Source organism: Marinomonas hwangdonensis, from assembly GCF_003721245.1.
In the GTDB taxonomy this organism is placed as follows: domain Bacteria; phylum Pseudomonadota; class Gammaproteobacteria; order Pseudomonadales; family Marinomonadaceae; genus Marinomonas; species Marinomonas hwangdonensis.
The window spans coordinates 1-16,255 of record NZ_RIZG01000012.1; the positions used below are offsets into that span (position 1 = coordinate 1).

Annotated in this window: 15 protein-coding genes and 4 tRNA genes; 16 read left to right on the forward strand and 3 right to left on the reverse strand. The window is 45.5% G+C overall.

Annotated features, from left to right (window positions below):
• Positions 1-978 (forward strand): CPBP family intramembrane glutamic endopeptidase (locus tag EBI00_RS14485; protein ID WP_206612596.1); only part of this gene is annotated, 978 nt, incomplete at its 5' end.
• 69 nt (positions 979-1,047) lie between these two features.
• Here the strand turns inward: EBI00_RS14485 and EBI00_RS14490 are convergent.
• The 3 genes from EBI00_RS14490 to EBI00_RS14500 all read right to left on the reverse strand — a co-directional run bounded on the left by EBI00_RS14490 (position 1,048) and on the right by EBI00_RS14500 (position 4,412).
• Positions 1,048-2,289 carry a uracil-xanthine permease family protein gene (locus EBI00_RS14490; RefSeq protein ID WP_123096670.1) on the reverse strand — a complete coding sequence of 414 codons (1,242 nt, stop codon included), beginning with the start codon at positions 2,287-2,289 and terminating at the stop codon, positions 1,048-1,050.
• Positions 2,290-2,455: 166 nt separating this feature from the next.
• Positions 2,456-3,799 (reverse strand): GH1 family beta-glucosidase, encoded by a 1,344-nt coding sequence (locus tag EBI00_RS14495; RefSeq protein ID WP_123096671.1) that lies wholly within the window; start codon positions 3,797-3,799, stop codon positions 2,456-2,458.
• 118 nt (positions 3,800-3,917) lie between these two features.
• Positions 3,918-4,412, reverse strand: a complete 495-nt coding sequence (locus EBI00_RS14500) for a GNAT family N-acetyltransferase (RefSeq protein WP_241557057.1) — start codon at positions 4,410-4,412, stop codon at positions 3,918-3,920.
• Between the two features lie 60 nt (positions 4,413-4,472).
• Between EBI00_RS14500 and EBI00_RS14505 the strand changes: the two genes are divergently transcribed.
• The 15 genes from EBI00_RS14505 (at position 4,473) to rpoB (ending at position 16,244) form a co-directional block, all read left to right on the forward strand.
• Positions 4,473-5,666, forward strand: a complete 1,194-nt coding sequence (locus EBI00_RS14505; RefSeq protein WP_123096726.1) for an alpha/beta hydrolase — start codon at positions 4,473-4,475, stop codon at positions 5,664-5,666.
• Between the two features lie 88 nt (positions 5,667-5,754).
• Positions 5,755-6,708: a biotin--[acetyl-CoA-carboxylase] ligase gene (locus tag EBI00_RS14510; RefSeq protein WP_123096673.1), complete on the forward strand. Its 954-nt coding sequence runs from the start codon at positions 5,755-5,757 to the stop codon at positions 6,706-6,708.
• Positions 6,692-7,426 (forward strand): type III pantothenate kinase, encoded by a 735-nt coding sequence (locus tag EBI00_RS14515; protein WP_123096674.1) that lies wholly within the window; start codon positions 6,692-6,694, stop codon positions 7,424-7,426. The genes EBI00_RS14510 and EBI00_RS14515 overlap by 17 nt, the downstream gene beginning before the upstream one ends.
• Complete coding sequence (locus EBI00_RS14520) at positions 7,423-8,127, forward strand: SPOR domain-containing protein (protein WP_123096675.1); 705 nt, start codon at positions 7,423-7,425, stop codon at positions 8,125-8,127. The genes EBI00_RS14515 and EBI00_RS14520 overlap by 4 nt, the downstream gene beginning before the upstream one ends.
• Positions 8,128-8,201: 74 nt before the next feature.
• A tRNA-Tyr gene (locus EBI00_RS14525) sits at positions 8,202-8,285 on the forward strand.
• 4 nt (positions 8,286-8,289) lie between these two features.
• Positions 8,290-8,364 (forward strand) — tRNA-Gly (locus EBI00_RS14530).
• 2 nt (positions 8,365-8,366) lie between these two features.
• A tRNA-Thr gene (locus tag EBI00_RS14535) sits at positions 8,367-8,442 on the forward strand.
• Positions 8,443-8,558: 116 nt separating this feature from the next.
• A tRNA-Trp gene (locus EBI00_RS14540) sits at positions 8,559-8,634 on the forward strand.
• Positions 8,635-8,674: 40 nt separating this feature from the next.
• The gene (secE, locus tag EBI00_RS14545) at positions 8,675-9,043 is read left to right on the forward strand and encodes a preprotein translocase subunit SecE (RefSeq protein ID WP_123096676.1); all 369 of its coding nucleotides are present in this window, start codon (positions 8,675-8,677) and stop codon (positions 9,041-9,043) included.
• 9 nt (positions 9,044-9,052) lie between these two features.
• Positions 9,053-9,586, forward strand: coding sequence for a transcription termination/antitermination protein NusG (nusG, locus tag EBI00_RS14550; protein WP_123096677.1), 534 nt, complete (start codon positions 9,053-9,055; stop codon positions 9,584-9,586).
• Positions 9,587-9,634: 48 nt separating this feature from the next.
• Positions 9,635-10,069: a 50S ribosomal protein L11 gene (rplK, locus tag EBI00_RS14555; RefSeq protein WP_111608618.1), complete on the forward strand. Its 435-nt coding sequence runs from the start codon at positions 9,635-9,637 to the stop codon at positions 10,067-10,069.
• Positions 10,069-10,770 carry a 50S ribosomal protein L1 gene (gene rplA, locus EBI00_RS14560; RefSeq protein WP_123096678.1) on the forward strand — a complete coding sequence of 234 codons (702 nt, stop codon included), beginning with the start codon at positions 10,069-10,071 and terminating at the stop codon, positions 10,768-10,770. The genes rplK and rplA overlap by 1 nt, the downstream gene beginning before the upstream one ends.
• A 230-nt stretch (positions 10,771-11,000) precedes the next feature.
• Positions 11,001-11,501, forward strand: a complete 501-nt coding sequence (rplJ, locus tag EBI00_RS14565; RefSeq protein ID WP_123096679.1) for a 50S ribosomal protein L10 — start codon at positions 11,001-11,003, stop codon at positions 11,499-11,501.
• Positions 11,502-11,583: 82 nt separating this feature from the next.
• Positions 11,584-11,955, forward strand: a complete 372-nt coding sequence (gene rplL / locus EBI00_RS14570; RefSeq protein WP_123096680.1) for a 50S ribosomal protein L7/L12 — start codon at positions 11,584-11,586, stop codon at positions 11,953-11,955.
• 188 nt (positions 11,956-12,143) lie between these two features.
• Positions 12,144-16,244 carry a DNA-directed RNA polymerase subunit beta gene (gene rpoB, locus EBI00_RS14575; RefSeq protein ID WP_123096681.1) on the forward strand — a complete coding sequence of 1,367 codons (4,101 nt, stop codon included), beginning with the start codon at positions 12,144-12,146 and terminating at the stop codon, positions 16,242-16,244.
• Positions 16,245-16,255: the final 11 nt, after the last annotated feature.

The window sequence follows — 16,255 nt, forward strand, 5'->3', positions numbered from 1 at the left end:
GGCTCAACGCGTCAGCGCGCATCGGCGACTAAGGGGAGAGACTATACCAAAGAGCTGAATGTGCCGTACCTGCGACCTACGCTGCAGTATGTAAGGTCTTTTAACTTTAATGTGAGAAAAAGTATGTCGTTTTATCTCTTAGGGTTGTCTATCCTGTTAGTTTTTGTGCCTTATAGGTTCTCGTTTTTAAGAGTGCCTTTATGGTGTATGTCGTTTTTTGTAACGGTAATATGTGCTTTTTACGAAGGCGTGCTCGATGTTCAAGGCGTGGCTATTTTGGCGACTTACTGTCTGCTCTTATATGGGGCGATTCATCTCCGGAAAGACCTTCTACGTAAGTTATGTGTAGTGGTGTTTGGTGTTGTCTCTTTAGCGCTTGCGATGCATTTACTGCCAGGCTTTTATAACCTTCTTATTGTTCAACCTCATAATATTACTGACGATGCTGTGCCATTTAAGTTGTACGCTAATTTTGATAAAGGGTTAGTTGGTTTGTTTTTACTTGGGTATATTTTCAGAGGCCAAATTAACCGAAACTATTACCAAAAACGACCGAACGTTAAATTAATAGGGGCGATATTTTGCGTTACACCGATTCTTGTATTTGCGTGTGCGTTTCTGCTGGGGTTGATTCAATTTGATCTTAAATGGCCTAGTTTTTGGCTGTATTTTTTGGGTACCAATTTGCTTTTTACGTGTGTTGCAGAAGAGGCCTTTTTTCGGGGGTATCTACAGCAAGGGCTGTCCAGTTGGCTACATGAAAAGCCTTACTTATTTATAGTGCCTTTCATATCAGGTGTGACTTTTGGTGTTGCCCACTTTGGTGGTGGGGCGGGGTATGTGCTTACAGCGAGTCTAGCAGGAGTGGGTTATGCTTTGCTTTACCATAAAACACACAGAATTGAGCTGTCTATCTTATGCCATTTTTTGCTTAATGTTTTGCATCTGTTTTTGCTTACGTACTCTATGCTTGCATAGTTAATATGTACAAAAAAGCGGCTCCTCTCGAGCCGCTTTTTTGTACGCATTGAAAATTAGTTTGGTGCGCTATTCTTCCATCTGTGCATTATCAACAAGCTGACTGTCACCAATATCTTTTGGAAGGATTAAGTTCAAGGTGATGGCAACAATTCCGCATAAGCTGATGCCCTGCAGGCTAAATTCGCCAATACCAAACGCCATGCCACCGATACCAAATACCAGAGTGACGCCCACAATAATGAGATTGCGTGATTTATGTAGGTCGACTTGGTTTTTAATAAGCGTATTAAGCCCGACAGCAGCGATAGAGCCAAACAGCAAAATCATGATGCCTCCCATGACCGGGAGAGGGATAGTTTGCAGTACTGCTCCTAGTTTACCCACCCAGGCAAGAATAATAGCGGCGATAGCGGCCCAGGTCATGATGACTGGGTTAAAGGCTTTAGTGAGCATAACAGCACCTGTCACTTCACTGTAGGTGGTGTTTGGAGGAGCACCAAACATGGAGGCTGCCATTGTTGCGACACCGTCTCCTGTCATCGTTCTATGTAGGCCAGGCTTTTTCAGGTAATTTTTTCCGGTAACGTTTGAAATGGATAAAATATCTCCGACGTGTTCCACTGCTGGAGCAAGTGCGACAGGTAACATGAACAAGATGGCGTTTATGTTAAATTCTGGCGCCGTAAAGTTAGGAACAGCGAACCATGCCGCTTCACTGACGGAGGTGAAATTGACTATGCCAAAGAATAAGCTAAGTATGTAGCCTACCAATATGCCAGCAAAGACAGGGAGCAGTCTAAAAAAACCTTTGGCAAACACGCTGACAAGAATCGTGGTTAGCAAGGACGCTAGGGCGATCCATATTGCGATGCTACCGTCCACTATTTGTATGGCACCATCGCCGCTTTTACCCAGGGCCATATTGACAGCGACAGGCGCTAAACCAAGTCCAATCACCATAATAACAGGCCCTATGACGACGGGAGGTAAAAGTTGATGAATGAATCCAGCCCCTCTGATGCGAATAAGTCCTCCTAGAAGGACGTAGACGAATCCTGCCGCTATTAATCCCCCCATGGTGGCGGGGATGCCCCAAGTTTGTACGCCATACATGATAGGGGCAATAAAAGCGAAAGAAGAGGCCAGAAAGATAGGGACGGTACGTCGAGTGATAAATTGAAAGATCAGCGTGCCAACTCCCGCCCCAAACAAGGCGACACTGGGATCAAGACCGGTTAGTAGAGGAACAAGTACAAGGGCGCCAAATGCCACAAACAACATTTGAGTGCCTAAGAGGGCATTTTTCATAAGATAGGTCCAAGCAAGCTATATTGAGTGCGTGGATTTTATAGACAACTTGATTTGAGCGCCATAAAACGCTTCAAATTACTCAGAATAAGGCGTTTTAAATAAGACGGGACTGCTGCTATGAACTGACGCCATCCGTCATGGAAATGACGGATGGCGTAGGTATTTATCGTATACGAGCATTTAGCATGGCCTGATAAGCATAACCACTTCGCTTTATGGTTCTTTGCTGGGTGTGGTAGTCCACATAGGTCAACCCAAATCGTTTGCTATAGCCTTCTGCCCATTCAAAGTTATCCATTAAGCTCCAAGCAAAATACCCACGAATATCAACGCCAGCGTCAATGGCTCGATGTACGGCGTTGAGGTGCCCATCGAGATAGCGAACACGTTGTTCATCATTGATTTCACCCGCAATAATATGATCATCACACGCGGCACCATTTTCGGTGATGTAAATAGGTGGTAGCTCATATTGTTGGTGAAGGGTGACTAATAGCTCAGTGAAAGCCTGTGGCGCAATCTCCCAACCTATATCTGTAAATTCAACATTTTGGCTACTTTGAACATTTTTGAATAGGCTATCGGCGTCGTACGCGTTGTGATTGCAGGTATAAAAGTTCAATCCTAAAAAGTCGATGGGTTGTGAGATGATTTCCATGTCGCCGGGCAAGACAGTTGGTAAATATTGTGGCGCAACAGTTTTGAGTAACTGAGGGTATTGTCCTTTCATTAGCGGTTCAATAAAGAATTGATTGTCTAGTGTTTCGCGTAGCAAACAGGCAAATTGGTCTTCTACTTTTTCACTGGCAGCGTAAGAGCGATTCATATTGAGCACTATGCCCACTTTTGAATGCGGTGCGTTTTTGCGGATGATCGGCAGCGCGAGGCCATGAGCAAGCAAGATGTGGTGAGCGGCTTGTCTGCCGTATTCCGGTTTATTTAAACCAGGAGCATGTATGCCTAATTCGTAGCCTAGAATAGCGGCGCAAAAAGGCTCGTTAAAGGTTGCCCAGCTGTCGACCCAGTCTGCGAATTCTGTCGTGACTAAATCTGCGTACTGTTGGAATCGGTATGCGGTTTCACGACTTAACCAGCCCCCTTTGTCTTCAAGATGCTGTGGTAGATCCCAGTGATATAGAGTGACAAATACCGTTAAACCTTCAGCCTTAAGTTTTTTGAGCAGGTTGCGATAGAAGTCGAGCCCAGCTTGGTTGGCCTCTCCTTGTTCATTCATGACTCTAGGCCATGCAATGGATAAGCGGTAAGCGTCAACGCCTAGTTCTTTGATTAGTTGGATATCTTGTTCCCACAAATGATAGTGGTCACACGCTATATCACCATTGTCCATGCCTTTGACCTTGCCAGGCGTTGCACAAAAGGTGTCCCAAATCGATGGAAGGCGATTGTCCGCTTTTGCTGCTCCTTCTATTTGGAAGGCCGCTGTGGCGACCCCGAAGATAAAATCGGGTGTAAGCATTTTCGAGTTTGATGGTAAAGTAATCGACATGATTTCCTCGGTGTTCTTAAGAGTTCCCTGAAGGGAACGTGAGTAATGTCATCAAAGGTACTGGAGGAGACAGAAAAGGGTCAACAACGACCGGGTTGTTTTAGTGATTTAAAGATTTTTAAGTGCTTTTTAAGTACTTTTCATCACAAATATACCGCATTGGGGTGAGGTTGCGGCCTTGGGATGTGTAGGCTTGAAAGCGGCTCCTGAGCTCTTCTGGTAAGATGCTGGCCGAAATCACGGTAAAATGGTTAGCTTGATAAAAAGGCACAAGATGAGAGAACGCAAAGCAATAACTTTGTTTTGTGCTTAATGCGTTATGAATGTTGTGAATTAAATGACTGCCTAGACCCATATTGCGATGGGAAGGCTCTGTCACCATCGCGGTCAGAAGTTGAGCGTCGGTAAACTGTTTTAGCCTCACCGCACAAAGGATTTTGCCATTGTTTCGGATTACCCAAATAGGGTCTGCTTTGTTAGGTTTTCCGCTAGGATAATGGCTCTGGTAAAACTTTTTTACTAACGGAAACCAAAACGATGGCACTTGTTCGGCATCAGGATAAACAGTCTTCATATTGCCAAAGTGTGATGAGTGAATGAGCGATATTAGCATGGCTTAGGCTTGTCGAAAACGTAAGTTAGATTGAATTATTTTATGATGAGAGAAATGATCATGCGGCAAAAAATAGGGTTGTGGTGCTTTTGTCTTTTGATGCTGTTGATTTCCGTAAAAGGAAGCGCAGCAGAAAAACACGCGTCGTTTGTTTTTGAACAGGGAGAATCTTTTGCAGATTACTTGGTGAGAGCCGAGCGATACATTACTGACAATAAAGTGTGGTTGAACGAAGAGGATAAGCCGCGAGAGCTCAGTGCGGTGATGCCATTCGAGCTATTACCAGATACAAAGGCCTGTGCTGGACGACCAAATATAGGGGTATTATTGTCCCATGGCTTATCGGATTCGCCTTTTTCTATGCGAGATTCTGCTCTTGCATTACAAGCCGCTTGCTTTCAAGTTCGAGTCATTTTATTGCCAGGTCACGGTACGAAAGCAGAGGATTTATTGCACGTATCTCGTCAGGATTGGCGGAATACGTTTCGCCATGCCGCTGACCAATTTGCTAAAGAAGTCGATGCGCTATACGTCGGAGGCTTTTCTACAGGCGGCGCATTAGCGACCGAGTACGCTTGGCAGAATAGCGATAGCGTGGCTGGCGCTGTGTTGTTTTCTCCTGTATTTAAAGTAAACAGCGGTATTGATTGGCTTGCCCCTTGGCTGGCTCTGGTTAAAGATTGGTTAGATCAGGATTCCAGTGATGATTTTGCCAAGTACGCCTCCATTCCACTTCCTGCGATTGCTCAGGTGTATAAGTTGTCCAAAGAAGTGCGTCATCTCGTGTTAGATAATCCGAAAGACGTCCCTGTTTTTATAGCGCTGTCAGAAGACGATCAAACGGTTGATTCATCGGTAACGGAAGAGGTGTTTAAGCAAGGGATGATAGGGTTAAAAAGTCAGATGCTGGTGTATAGCAGAGATCAAGTCAGCGCTAATACAGACCGCATTAAGGTTTATAATACCGATTGGCCTGAGTTAAAAATATTTGGACTTTCGCATATGGCGGTCCATGGAAACCCGAACAATCCCTACTATGGTGAGTCAGGTGAATATCGAGTTTGTGGTTGGCATAGGTCGGATGACGCCTTATATCAAACGTGTCGTTCTGATCAAGCTAATTGGTTTGGTGAGAAGTCGGATGCTCTGCTAGAAAAAAGCCCTCATGCAGCAAGGGTATCTTGGAACCCAGAGTTTGATTCTTTAATGCAATCGCTAAAGCGATTTATTGAAGAAAATGTTCGCGCGGATTAGTCACGAAGACGCCCATAGTAAGAGGCAAGGTAAACGCATTTTGGGAGATCAATTTTAATATGACGCAAATAAACCTGGAGAAACATCAATGCAAGCGGTTTTAGCTCTGCTCAGCGATAATCAATTCCACTCTGGAGAAGAGCTGGGTGCGACTTTAGGGGTAACCCGTGCTGCTGTCTGGAAGCAGCTGAAGAAGCTAGAATCTATCGGTGTGACCGTCCATTCGGTCAAAGGACGAGGGTATCGTCTTCCATCGACCATGGAGTTGTTGTCAGAAGATGCACTACGATTGAATGGCTTGCCGAGCAGTGTGAATCTTCAATTGGCATTTGAGACCGAATCGACCAATGGGGACGCGAAGCGCTACTTGGCTCAGGGATTGCCTCTGCCAGCGCTATTTGCTGTAGAGCGCCAAACCCAAGGAAAGGGGCGTCGTGGACGTCAATGGGAATCGGGTGTTGCAAAAAATATTACCTGCTCATTTGTATGGCGCTTTGAGAATGGCCCTAGTGTGATCGAAGGATTAAGTCTTGCGGTGGGTGTAGCGGTAGCGAGAGTGCTGAAAAAAGTAGGGATCCCAAACCCAGGTTTAAAATGGCCAAATGACGTGCAGGTCGATGGACAAAAAATGTGTGGCATTTTACTGGAGATGGTGGCTGATCAAGACGTGTGCCATGTGATTATTGGTGTTGGGCTGAATGTTGAGATGGATAGTGCCGTCATGGCTCATGTTGATCAACCCTGGACGGATCTGGTCTCTCGTCTACCAAATCGCCCAAGCCGTAACCACATTTTGGCCGAACTATCGAAAGAGCTTATAGAGGTATGTCAACGGTTTGAGGACGGTAACGGAATGAAGCACTTTCGACATCAATGGCAGGCTTATGATGTGTTATTTAATCAAGCCATTACGGTCAGTACTGTCTCTCAGCAACGACAGGGCATTGCAAGAGGAATTGATGATAAGGGTGCCTTGATTCTTGAGGAGAACGGCAAGCTAGAGGCTTTACACGGGGGAGAAATCAGTGTCCGTCGTACCTAATGTGCTGGTCGTTGATGCCGGTAATACAAGTATTAAATTTACCGCTTGGGTAGAAAATCAAGTTGTGTGGGTTGAGCGTGGTGACACTTGCCCACTTGATTCAGGCTTCATTCCTGACAGAATTTATTTTGCCAGTGTGCGATCAAAAGAGTTAAGTGCTTTGCTGCACGCGGATATTCAGGCGCAATTTCCGCAAAGTGAGTGGCTGACGCTAAGCAGTCAGGCGCAAGCTTGTGGTGTGCGCAATGCTTACTTTGAGCCTGAACGTTTAGGTATTGATCGTTGGCTGGGTGTGGTCGCTGCACATCATCTAATACAGCATGATGTTGTTACAGTGGACGCAGGAACGGCCATTAAAATAGATATCGTTAAGCAGGATGGGGCGCATTTAGGTGGTTACATTACACCTGGGCTCGTTATGATGGAAAACGCTTTGCTGTCCAAAACAGCAAGAATACGCTATGACGCACATGAAAAAATAGCAGGTTGCGGCGTGCCTAACTCAACAGCAAGGGCGGTGACAGAGGGATGTCAGGAAATGGCGCTGGGCTTTTTGGAGCGTATTTACCATCGTTATCCGACGTTTAAGTGGGTAGTGACAGGGGGCGATGCTGAAGCGTTACTCAATTCGCTTGGGATTGCATTAGAATGTCAGCCTAATCTTGTGGCTTTAGGGGCAAAGCTGGTTGGCGATGAGTTCATGAGAGGCAACAAATGAAGTGGCTGTTTCTTTTTATAGTGTTGCTTAATGCTGCGTTTTTGAGTTGGCATAGTTTTGTGCAAGACACGACTGAGAGAACAACAGAAGTGGTATATGCGCCGCCTGTGAGTGAAAAGGTGTATTTGCTTTCCGAGAGAGTCGCCAATGACGTACCACAAGAGCTTGTGAGTAGTGATCAAAGGGTGAGTTTAGAAGAGGCTTTAAAGAAGGCGATGGATCAGTCTAAGACGGATCAAAATATCGCCTTTTGCGCGCGTATTGAAACAGAAAAAACGGAAGACGCTAAGCAGGTTGTTCAGGCCTTAACGGCGTTTAACTGGGCTTATGAAAAGACGGAAGTATCAGGTAAACGCTCGAAGTTTTGGTTGTACATTGCAGCGCCTGAAACGCCTGAAATGGCGAGAAATATAGTATCAGACTTGTCATCAAAGTCGATTGACAGCTTTGTGATTAATCGAGCAGAAATGAAAAATCGCATTTCTTTAGGGTTGTATTCATCGAGTGAGCGAGCTGAGCAAGCAAGACAGCGTATTCAAGATGTATCGGGTTATCAAGTAGACATCTACGAACATCTACGCACCGTGCCATTAGAGCAGTTTGATGTGACACAATCCATTCAAGAGAAAGAGTGGGAACGTTTTGTCTCAAGGCTTGATTTAAGTAAAATGATGATTAAATTAGAAAAAAAGTCTTGCTAACGCTTGCAATTGAGAAAGCGATAAATATAATGGCACCCACCTTTAGAGGTGTTGCGTTGTAGCGCTGAGTACGTGGAGGGGTTCCCGAGTGGCCAAAGGGAGCAGATTGTAAATCTGCCACGAAAGTTTCGGTGGTTCGAATCCACCTCCCTCCACCAAATTGCGGGTATGGTATAGTGGCTATTACCTCAGCCTTCCAAGCTGAAGAGGCGGGTTCGATTCCCGCTACCCGCTCCAAAGCTCATGTAGCTCAGTTGGTAGAGCACACCCTTGGTAAGGGTGAGGTCGGCAGTTCAAATCTGCTCATGAGCTCCAGCATTTCAAATGCAAAAGATAGGTGGTGAAACCACCTTTTTTATTGTCTGTTTTTTGGGCAGATACCCTTGCTTAATAAAGCTTGTTTAGGTATCATCCTCCGCCCATACGAATGTAGGCCAATAGTTCAATTGGTAGAGCACCGGTTTCCAAAACCGGCTGTTGGGGGTTCGAGTCCCTCTTGGCCTGCCATCTTTCGTATCCTATTTCTTAGTTAGGGATCACCTGAAGTATGAGTTCGAGTACTGAAGCTCAATCATCTCGCGGAGATGTGTTAAAGTGGGCGATTGTTGTTCTGCTGATTGCGGTAGGCGTGATTGGTAATAACTATTATTCTGCTGAGTCACTATTGTATCGCTTAATCGCTATCTTAGTGTTGGCTGGTGTCGCTGGTTTTGTTGCGTTGCAAACTGCTAAAGGGAAAGCTTTTTTTACTCTTGCAAAAGAAGCTAAAACTGAAATACGCAGAGTTGTATGGCCGACAAGACAAGAGACGACGCAGACGACCTTGATTGTGTTAGCGGTTGTTATTTTTATGTCTCTCGTGCTGTGGGGGGTGGATTCGCTCCTTGGTTGGATCGTTTCCTCGGTAATTAGTTAGGAGTTGCTCGTGACCAAACGATGGTATGTAGTACAAGCGTACTCAGGGTATGAAAAGCACGTAATGCGTTCGCTAATAGAGCGAGTGCAGGTTATGGGGCAGGAAGAGAATTTTGGTGACATCTTGGTGCCGACTGAAGAAATAGTTGAGATTCGAGATGGTAAAAAGCGCAAGAGTGAAAGAAAGTTCTATCCAGGTTATGTATTGGTTCAGATGGATATGAATGACGCCTCTTGGCATTTGGTAAAAGGTACTTCTCGTGTGCTTGGCTTTATTGGTGGTACGGCTGATAAGCCATCGCCAATTACCAGTCGTGAAGCAGATGCAATTTTGCAGCGCGTTAGTGACGGCGTTGACAAGCCACGTCCTAAGACTTTGTTTGAAGTGGGTGAAGTGGTTCGTGTTAATGAAGGGCCGTTTGCTGATTTCAATGGTGTTGTGGAAGAAGTGGATTACGATAAAAGTCGAATCAAGGTGGCGGTGCTTATTTTTGGGCGCTCAACGCCAGTTGATTTGGGATTTGGTCAGGTCGAAAAAGCCTGATTATGTTGAACGGGTAGCCTTAGGGCGATGACCCATCTGGAGTTAAAAATGGCTAAGAAAGTCCAAGCTTATATCAAGCTACAAGTAAAAGCGGGTCAAGCGAACCCAAGTCCACCAGTTGGTCCAGCACTTGGTCAGCACGGTGTGAACATCATGGAGTTCTGTAAAGCGTTTAATGCGAAAACTCAAGGCCTAGAGCCTGGTCTTCCAACGCCTGTTATTATCACTGTATACAGTGACCGTAGTTTTACATTCGAAACGAAATCTACTCCTGCTGCCGTGTTGCTTAAAAAAGCAGCTGGCTTGAAGAGTGGTTCTCCACGTCCAAACACTCAAAAAGTGGGTACGGTTACTCGTGCTCAGCTAGAAGAGATTGTTGTTGCTAAGCAGGCTGATTTGACTGCTTCTAACATGGATGCAGCAGTTCGTACTATTGCTGGTAGCGCACGCGCTATGGGTCTAGAAGTTGAGGGTGTTAACTAATGGCTAAATTAACGAAACGCGCTCGCTTGATCGCTGAAAAAGTAGAAGCAACGAAGTTTTACTCTGTTGAGGAAGCGGTTGCTCTATTGTCTGAGCTTTCTACTGTTAAGTTTAAAGAATCTATCGACGTATCTGTTAACCTAGGCGTTGACCCACGTAAATCTGATCAGGTTGTTCGTGGTTCTACTGTATTGCCTCACGGTGCTGGTAAAGATGTTCGTGTTGCAGTATTTGCACAAGGTGCAAACGCTGAAGCAGCGAAAGCAGCTGGTGCAGACGTAGTAGGTTTCGAAGATTTGGCTGAGCAAGTTAAAGCTGGTAACCTTGATTTTGACGTTGTTATTGCTTCTCCTGATGCAATGCGCATCGTTGGTCAGCTAGGTCAGATCTTAGGCCCGCGTGGTCTAATGCCTAACCCTAAAGTTGGCACAGTAACGCCTGATGTTGCGACTGCGGTTAAAAACGCAAAAGCAGGTCAAGCTCGTTACCGTACAGATAAAAATGGTATCATCCACGCAGCTGTTGGCTCTATCGAGTTCGCTGCAGATGCTATCAGAGGTAACTTGGAAGCGCTTTTGTCTGACTTACGTCGTGCTAAGCCAGCGTCTTCTAAGGGTGTTTACCTGAAAAAAGTGACCTTGTCCTCTACAATGGGACCTGGTCTACAAATTGATCTAGGCGCGCTTAACGCTACTAAGTAAGTTCGTTTAGATCATGAGCTTTGGGGTCTGCCTTCATGTATTTGTTGAGCAGGCCGTCAAAGACCGCAGGAACTGTGAAGTTTAATAAAACGTTGAGAAATGTTTGTCCTGCGCAGATGGTGTGGCCCGATTCAGATTAACTGGATCTAACTCACCAGCAAGTACTTCGAGTAATCGGAGAGTTGGTAAAAATAGGGGAATTTGTTCCCTGCTAATCCAGGAGAAAACCAGTGGCATTAGGTCTAGAAGACAAAAAAGCCATTGTCGCCGAAGTTAGCGAAGTTGCTAAAACTGCTCTATCTGCAGTAGTTGCTGATTCTCGCGGTGTTACCGTGAGTGATATGACAGCACTACGTAAAGAAGCGCGTGAAGCGGGTGTTTATGTACGTGTAGTACGTAATACCTTAGCGCGTCGTGCAGTTGAAGGTACTGACTTCGAATGTCTAGCAGAAAGTTTTGTTGGTCCTACGTTGATTGCTTTCTCAAACGAGCACCCAGGTGCGGCAGCCCGTTTGTTGAAAACATTTGCGAAAACAAACAAAAACTTTGAAGTTAAGGCGTTGGCGTTCAACGGTGAGTTGATCGCAGCTGGCGACATTGATAGATTGGCAACACTGCCTACATACGACGAAGCAATTGCGAGACTGATGAGTGTTATTCAGGGCGCAACAAGCAAGTTTGTACGTACTCTTGCAGCGGTTCGCGATCAAAAAGAGCAAGAAGCGGCATAATACGGTTTTCCGTATCCCTTCTTGATAAATATTTTGTTTTATTACCTTCGGGTAATTTTAAAGAATGCTAGGAATCTGAGTCATGGCTCTAACTAAAGAAGATATCATCAATGCAGTAGCAGAAATGTCTGTGATGGACGTTGTTGAATTAATTTCTGCAATGGAAGAAAAATTCGGCGTATCTGCAGCAACTGCTGTAGCAGCAGGTCCTGCTGCTGACGCTGGTGTAGCTGCTGAAGAACAAACTGAATTTGACGTTGTTCTAACTGCTGCTGGCGACAAGAAAGTTAACGTAATCAAAGCTGTTCGTGCAGCAACTGGTCTTGGCTTGAAAGAAGCTAAAGCTATTGTTGACGGCGCTCCAACGACTGTTAAAGAAGCCGTATCTAAAGAAGATGCAGCCGCTCTTAAAGCAGCGCTTGAAGAAGCTGGTGCATCTGTCGAAGTCAAGTAATGATACTTGTATTTCCAGATTTCGGCCAATAGTCGAAATGGCTGGTGACATTATTGTCACCGGCCTTTTTGGGTTTGTAAAACTCAAATAAATCTTAAAAGAATTTTCAAGTGGGAGATAATGCTCCCATATATGGTAAGGCCTGATTTGGGCCTTTTGCGTCAATGTGCACAAGCTGGGGAATGCTGATGGCTTACTCATACACTGAGAAAAAACGTATCCGTAAGGATTTCGGTAAACTGCCGCCCGTTTTGGATGTGCCATACTTGCTGGCAATTCAGCTTGAATCCTACCGTAATTTTCTGCAGGAAGGTAAAAGTCTTGCAGAGCGTGGGGAATTAGGTCTGCATGGGGCCTTTAAATCTGTCTTTCCAATGGTCAGCTTTTCCGGCAATGCGGCGCTAGAATACGTCGATTACCGTTTGGGCAAGCCAGTATTTGATGTTAAAGAGTGTCAGTTGCGTGGTATTACCTATGCGGCACCTTTACGTGTTCGCGTACGACTGATCATTTATGATAAAGAGTCGTCCAACAAGGCCATTAAAGACATCCGCGAGCAAGAAGTCTACATGGGCGAAATTCCGCTTATGACAGACAATGGTACTTTTGTTATTAACGGAACTGAGCGAGTAATTGTTTCTCAATTACACCGTTCTCCTGGTGTGTTCTTCGACCACGATCGTGGTAAGACACATTCTTCAGGCAAGTTATTACATTCTGCTCGTATAATTCCTTATCGTGGTTCTTGGTTGGACTTCGAGTTTGATCCAAAAGATTGCGTCTTCGTACGAATTGACCGTCGTCGTAAACTACCAGCAACAATTTTGTTGCGCGCGTTAGGTTACAACACGGAACAAATTCTAGATAACTTCTTTGAAACAACACGTTTTTATCTAAACCGTGATGGATTCGAGATGGATCTAGTGGCGAATCGTCTGCGTGGCGATACAGCGCTATTTAATATTGCGGATGCCAATGGTGAATTAATTGTTGAAGAAGGTCGCCGTATTACGGCTAAGCATATTCGCGTTTTAGAGAAAGCGGGCATTGAGCGTTTATCCGTTCCTCTCGAATACATGCTTGGTAAAGTGACTGCGAAAAACCTTGTTCATCCTGCAACAGGTGAATTGATTGCAGAGGCGAACACAGAGTTATCTGTGGATTTGCTAGAGGCCTTAGTTGCTTCCGGTATTAGAGAAGTAGATACCCTTTATACCAATGATCTAGATAATGGTCCGTTCATTTCAGACACCTTGCGTATTGACCCGACAAGCAACCAATTGGAAGCTTTGGTCGAAATTTATCGTATGATGCGCCCAGGCGAGCCACCGACCAAAGAGTCGGCTGAAGGCTTGTTCCAAGGTTTGTTCTTCTCAGAAGATCGTTATGATCTGTCTGGTGTTGGTCGAATGAAATTCAACCGCCGCCTAGGTCGTGAAGAAGATACGGGTGCTGGCGTTCTTGATCACGATGACATTGTTGCTGTTCTAAGAACCTTGCTAGATATCCGTAATGGTAATGGCATGGTGGATGACATCGACCACTTGGGTAACCGTCGAGTTCGTTCTGTTGGTGAAATGGCCGAGAACCAATTCCGTGTTGGCCTTGTGCGTGTTGAGCGTGCCGTGAAAGAGCGTTTGTCTATGGCAGAAGCTGACGGTCTGATGCCGCAAGATCTTTTGAATGCGAAGCCAGTTGCTGCCGCTATTAAAGAGTTTTTCGGTTCAAGTCAGTTATCTCAGTTTATGGACCAAAACAATCCGTTGTCTGAAGTTACGCATAAGCGTCGTGTTTCAGCGTTAGGGCCTGGTGGTCTTACTCGTGAGCGCGCGGGCTTTGAAGTACGTGACGTGCACGCCACTCACTATGGTCGTGTTTGTCCGATCGAAACGCCTGAAGGTCCAAACATCGGTTTGATCAACTCGCTATCGACGTATGCGCGCACTAACAGCTACGGCTTCTTAGAAACGCCATACCGTAAGATTATCGACGGCAAGATGACGGATGAAACGGTCTACATTTCTGCGATCGATGAAGCGAAATATGTTATTGCCCAAGCGTCGGCTAATGTTGATGCGGAAGGTCGTTTGGTTGATGAGTTGGTTCAGGTTCGTCACATGCACGAAACCACTTTGATTCCAAAAGAAAAAGTAAATCTAATGGACGTGTCTCCTCGTCAGGTTGTTTCTGTAGCGGCGTCTTTGATTCCGTTCCTTGAGCACGACGATGCTAACCGTGCATTGATGGGTTCGAACATGCAACGTCAGGCTGTACCAACGCTTAAGGCCGATAAGCCTGTTGTAGGTACGGGGATGGAACGCAATGTAGCAAAAGACTCTGGTGTTTGTATCGTTGCGAATCGTGGCGGTGTGATTGAGTCGGTTGATGCAAGTCGTATCGTGGTTCGTGTGAATTCAGAAGAAACGATTGCTGGTGAAGCGGGTGTAGATATCTACAACCTAACGAAATACGTTCGTTCTAACCAGAATACTTGTATTAACCAGCGTACCTTGGTTATGAAAGGCGAGAAAGTGGCTTCTGGCGACATTATGGCGGATGGTCCTTCTGTTGATATGGGTGATTTGGCTCTTGGTCAAAACATGCGTATCGCGTTCATGCCTTGGAATGGTTTCAACTTCGAAGACTCGATTCTGGTTTCTGAGCGTGTGGTAGAAGAAGATCGCTTCACGTCTATTCACATCCAAGAGTTAACGTGTGTTGCACGTGATACTAAGCTTGGGCCTGAAGAGATTACCGCTGATATCCCTAACGTGGGTGAAGGCGCGCTTTCTAAGTTGGATCAGTCTGGTATCGTTTACATCGGTGCTGAAGTAGAGCCTGGCGATATTCTAGTTGGTAAAGTAACGCCTAAGGGTGAAACTCAGCTGACTCCTGAAGAGAAGCTTTTGCGAGCTATCTTTGGTGAAAAAGCGTCTGACGTAAAAGATACGTCTCAGCGCGTTAAGACCGGCACACGTGGAACCGTTATCGATGTTCAGGTCTTTACTCGTGATGGTATTGAAAAAGACGAGCGTGCTAAATTCATTGAGAAATCTCAACTTGATCAGGTTCGCAAAGACTTAAACGAAGAGTTCCGCATCGTTGAGAAAGCCACTTTTGAGCGTTTAGCTGAAGCTTTGGTTGGTCAGCAAGCAGAGGGCGGACCAGGTTTAGCTCGTAATGCGATCATTACAGAAGAGTACTTGGCGAACTTAGACCACCCAGAGTGGTTCAAAATTCGTGTAGCGAATGAAGAAGCGAGTGAACAGCTTGAGAAAGCGCAAGCCGCTTTGATTGAACGCCGTAAAGAACTTGATGCGAAATTTGAAGATAAGAAGCGCAAGTTACAAACAGGTGATGATCTAGCGCCTGGCGTGCTTAAAATTGTTAAGGTTTATGTGGCTATTAAACGTCGCATCCAGCCAGGTGATAAAATGGCCGGTCGTCATGGTAACAAGGGTGTAATTTCTAAGATTATGCCAGTGGAAGACATGCCTTACGACGAAAATGGTGATCCAGTAGACATCGTATTGAACCCGCTAGGTGTTCCTTCGCGAATGAACGTTGGTCAGGTTCTAGAGACTCACTTAGGTGCGGCTTCTAAGGGCTTGGGACGTAAAATCAACGAAATGCTTAACGCAGAGCGTGAGAAAGCAGAAGCGGTTGCAGAACTGCGTAGCTTCCTTGACGAAATCTACAACGGCTATGAAGGTGATTTGCGTTGCGCCCGCACGGAAGATTTAGACAGCTTTACAGATGAAGAAATTTTAACTTTGGCCTCCAACCTAACGGGTGGTGTTCCAATGGCGTCTGGTGCCTTTGATGGTGCGAAAGAGTCTGAAATCAAACGTATGTTGCGCCTAGCTGGCATTAATGAAAGTGGCCAAGTTAAGTTGTTCAACGGTCGAACTGGTGATGCTTTTGAGCGTCCTGTAACCGTCGGTTACATGTACATGCTCAAATTGAACCACTTGGTTGATGATAAAATGCATGCCCGTTCTACCGGCTCTTATAGCTTGGTTACTCAGCAGCCGCTGGGTGGTAAAGCTCAGTTCGGTGGTCAGCGTTTCGGGGAGATGGAAGTATGGGCACTAGAGGCATACGGTGCCGCTTATACACTTCAAGAAATGTTGACAGTGAAATCGGATGATGTGAATGGCCGTACTAAGATGTATAAAAACATCGTAGATGGTGACCACCGTATGGAACCTGGCATGCCTGAGTCCTTCAACGTGTTGGTGAAAGAGATTCGTTCTCTTGGTATCGATATCGAGCTGGAAAACGAATAAGCACGAATCAC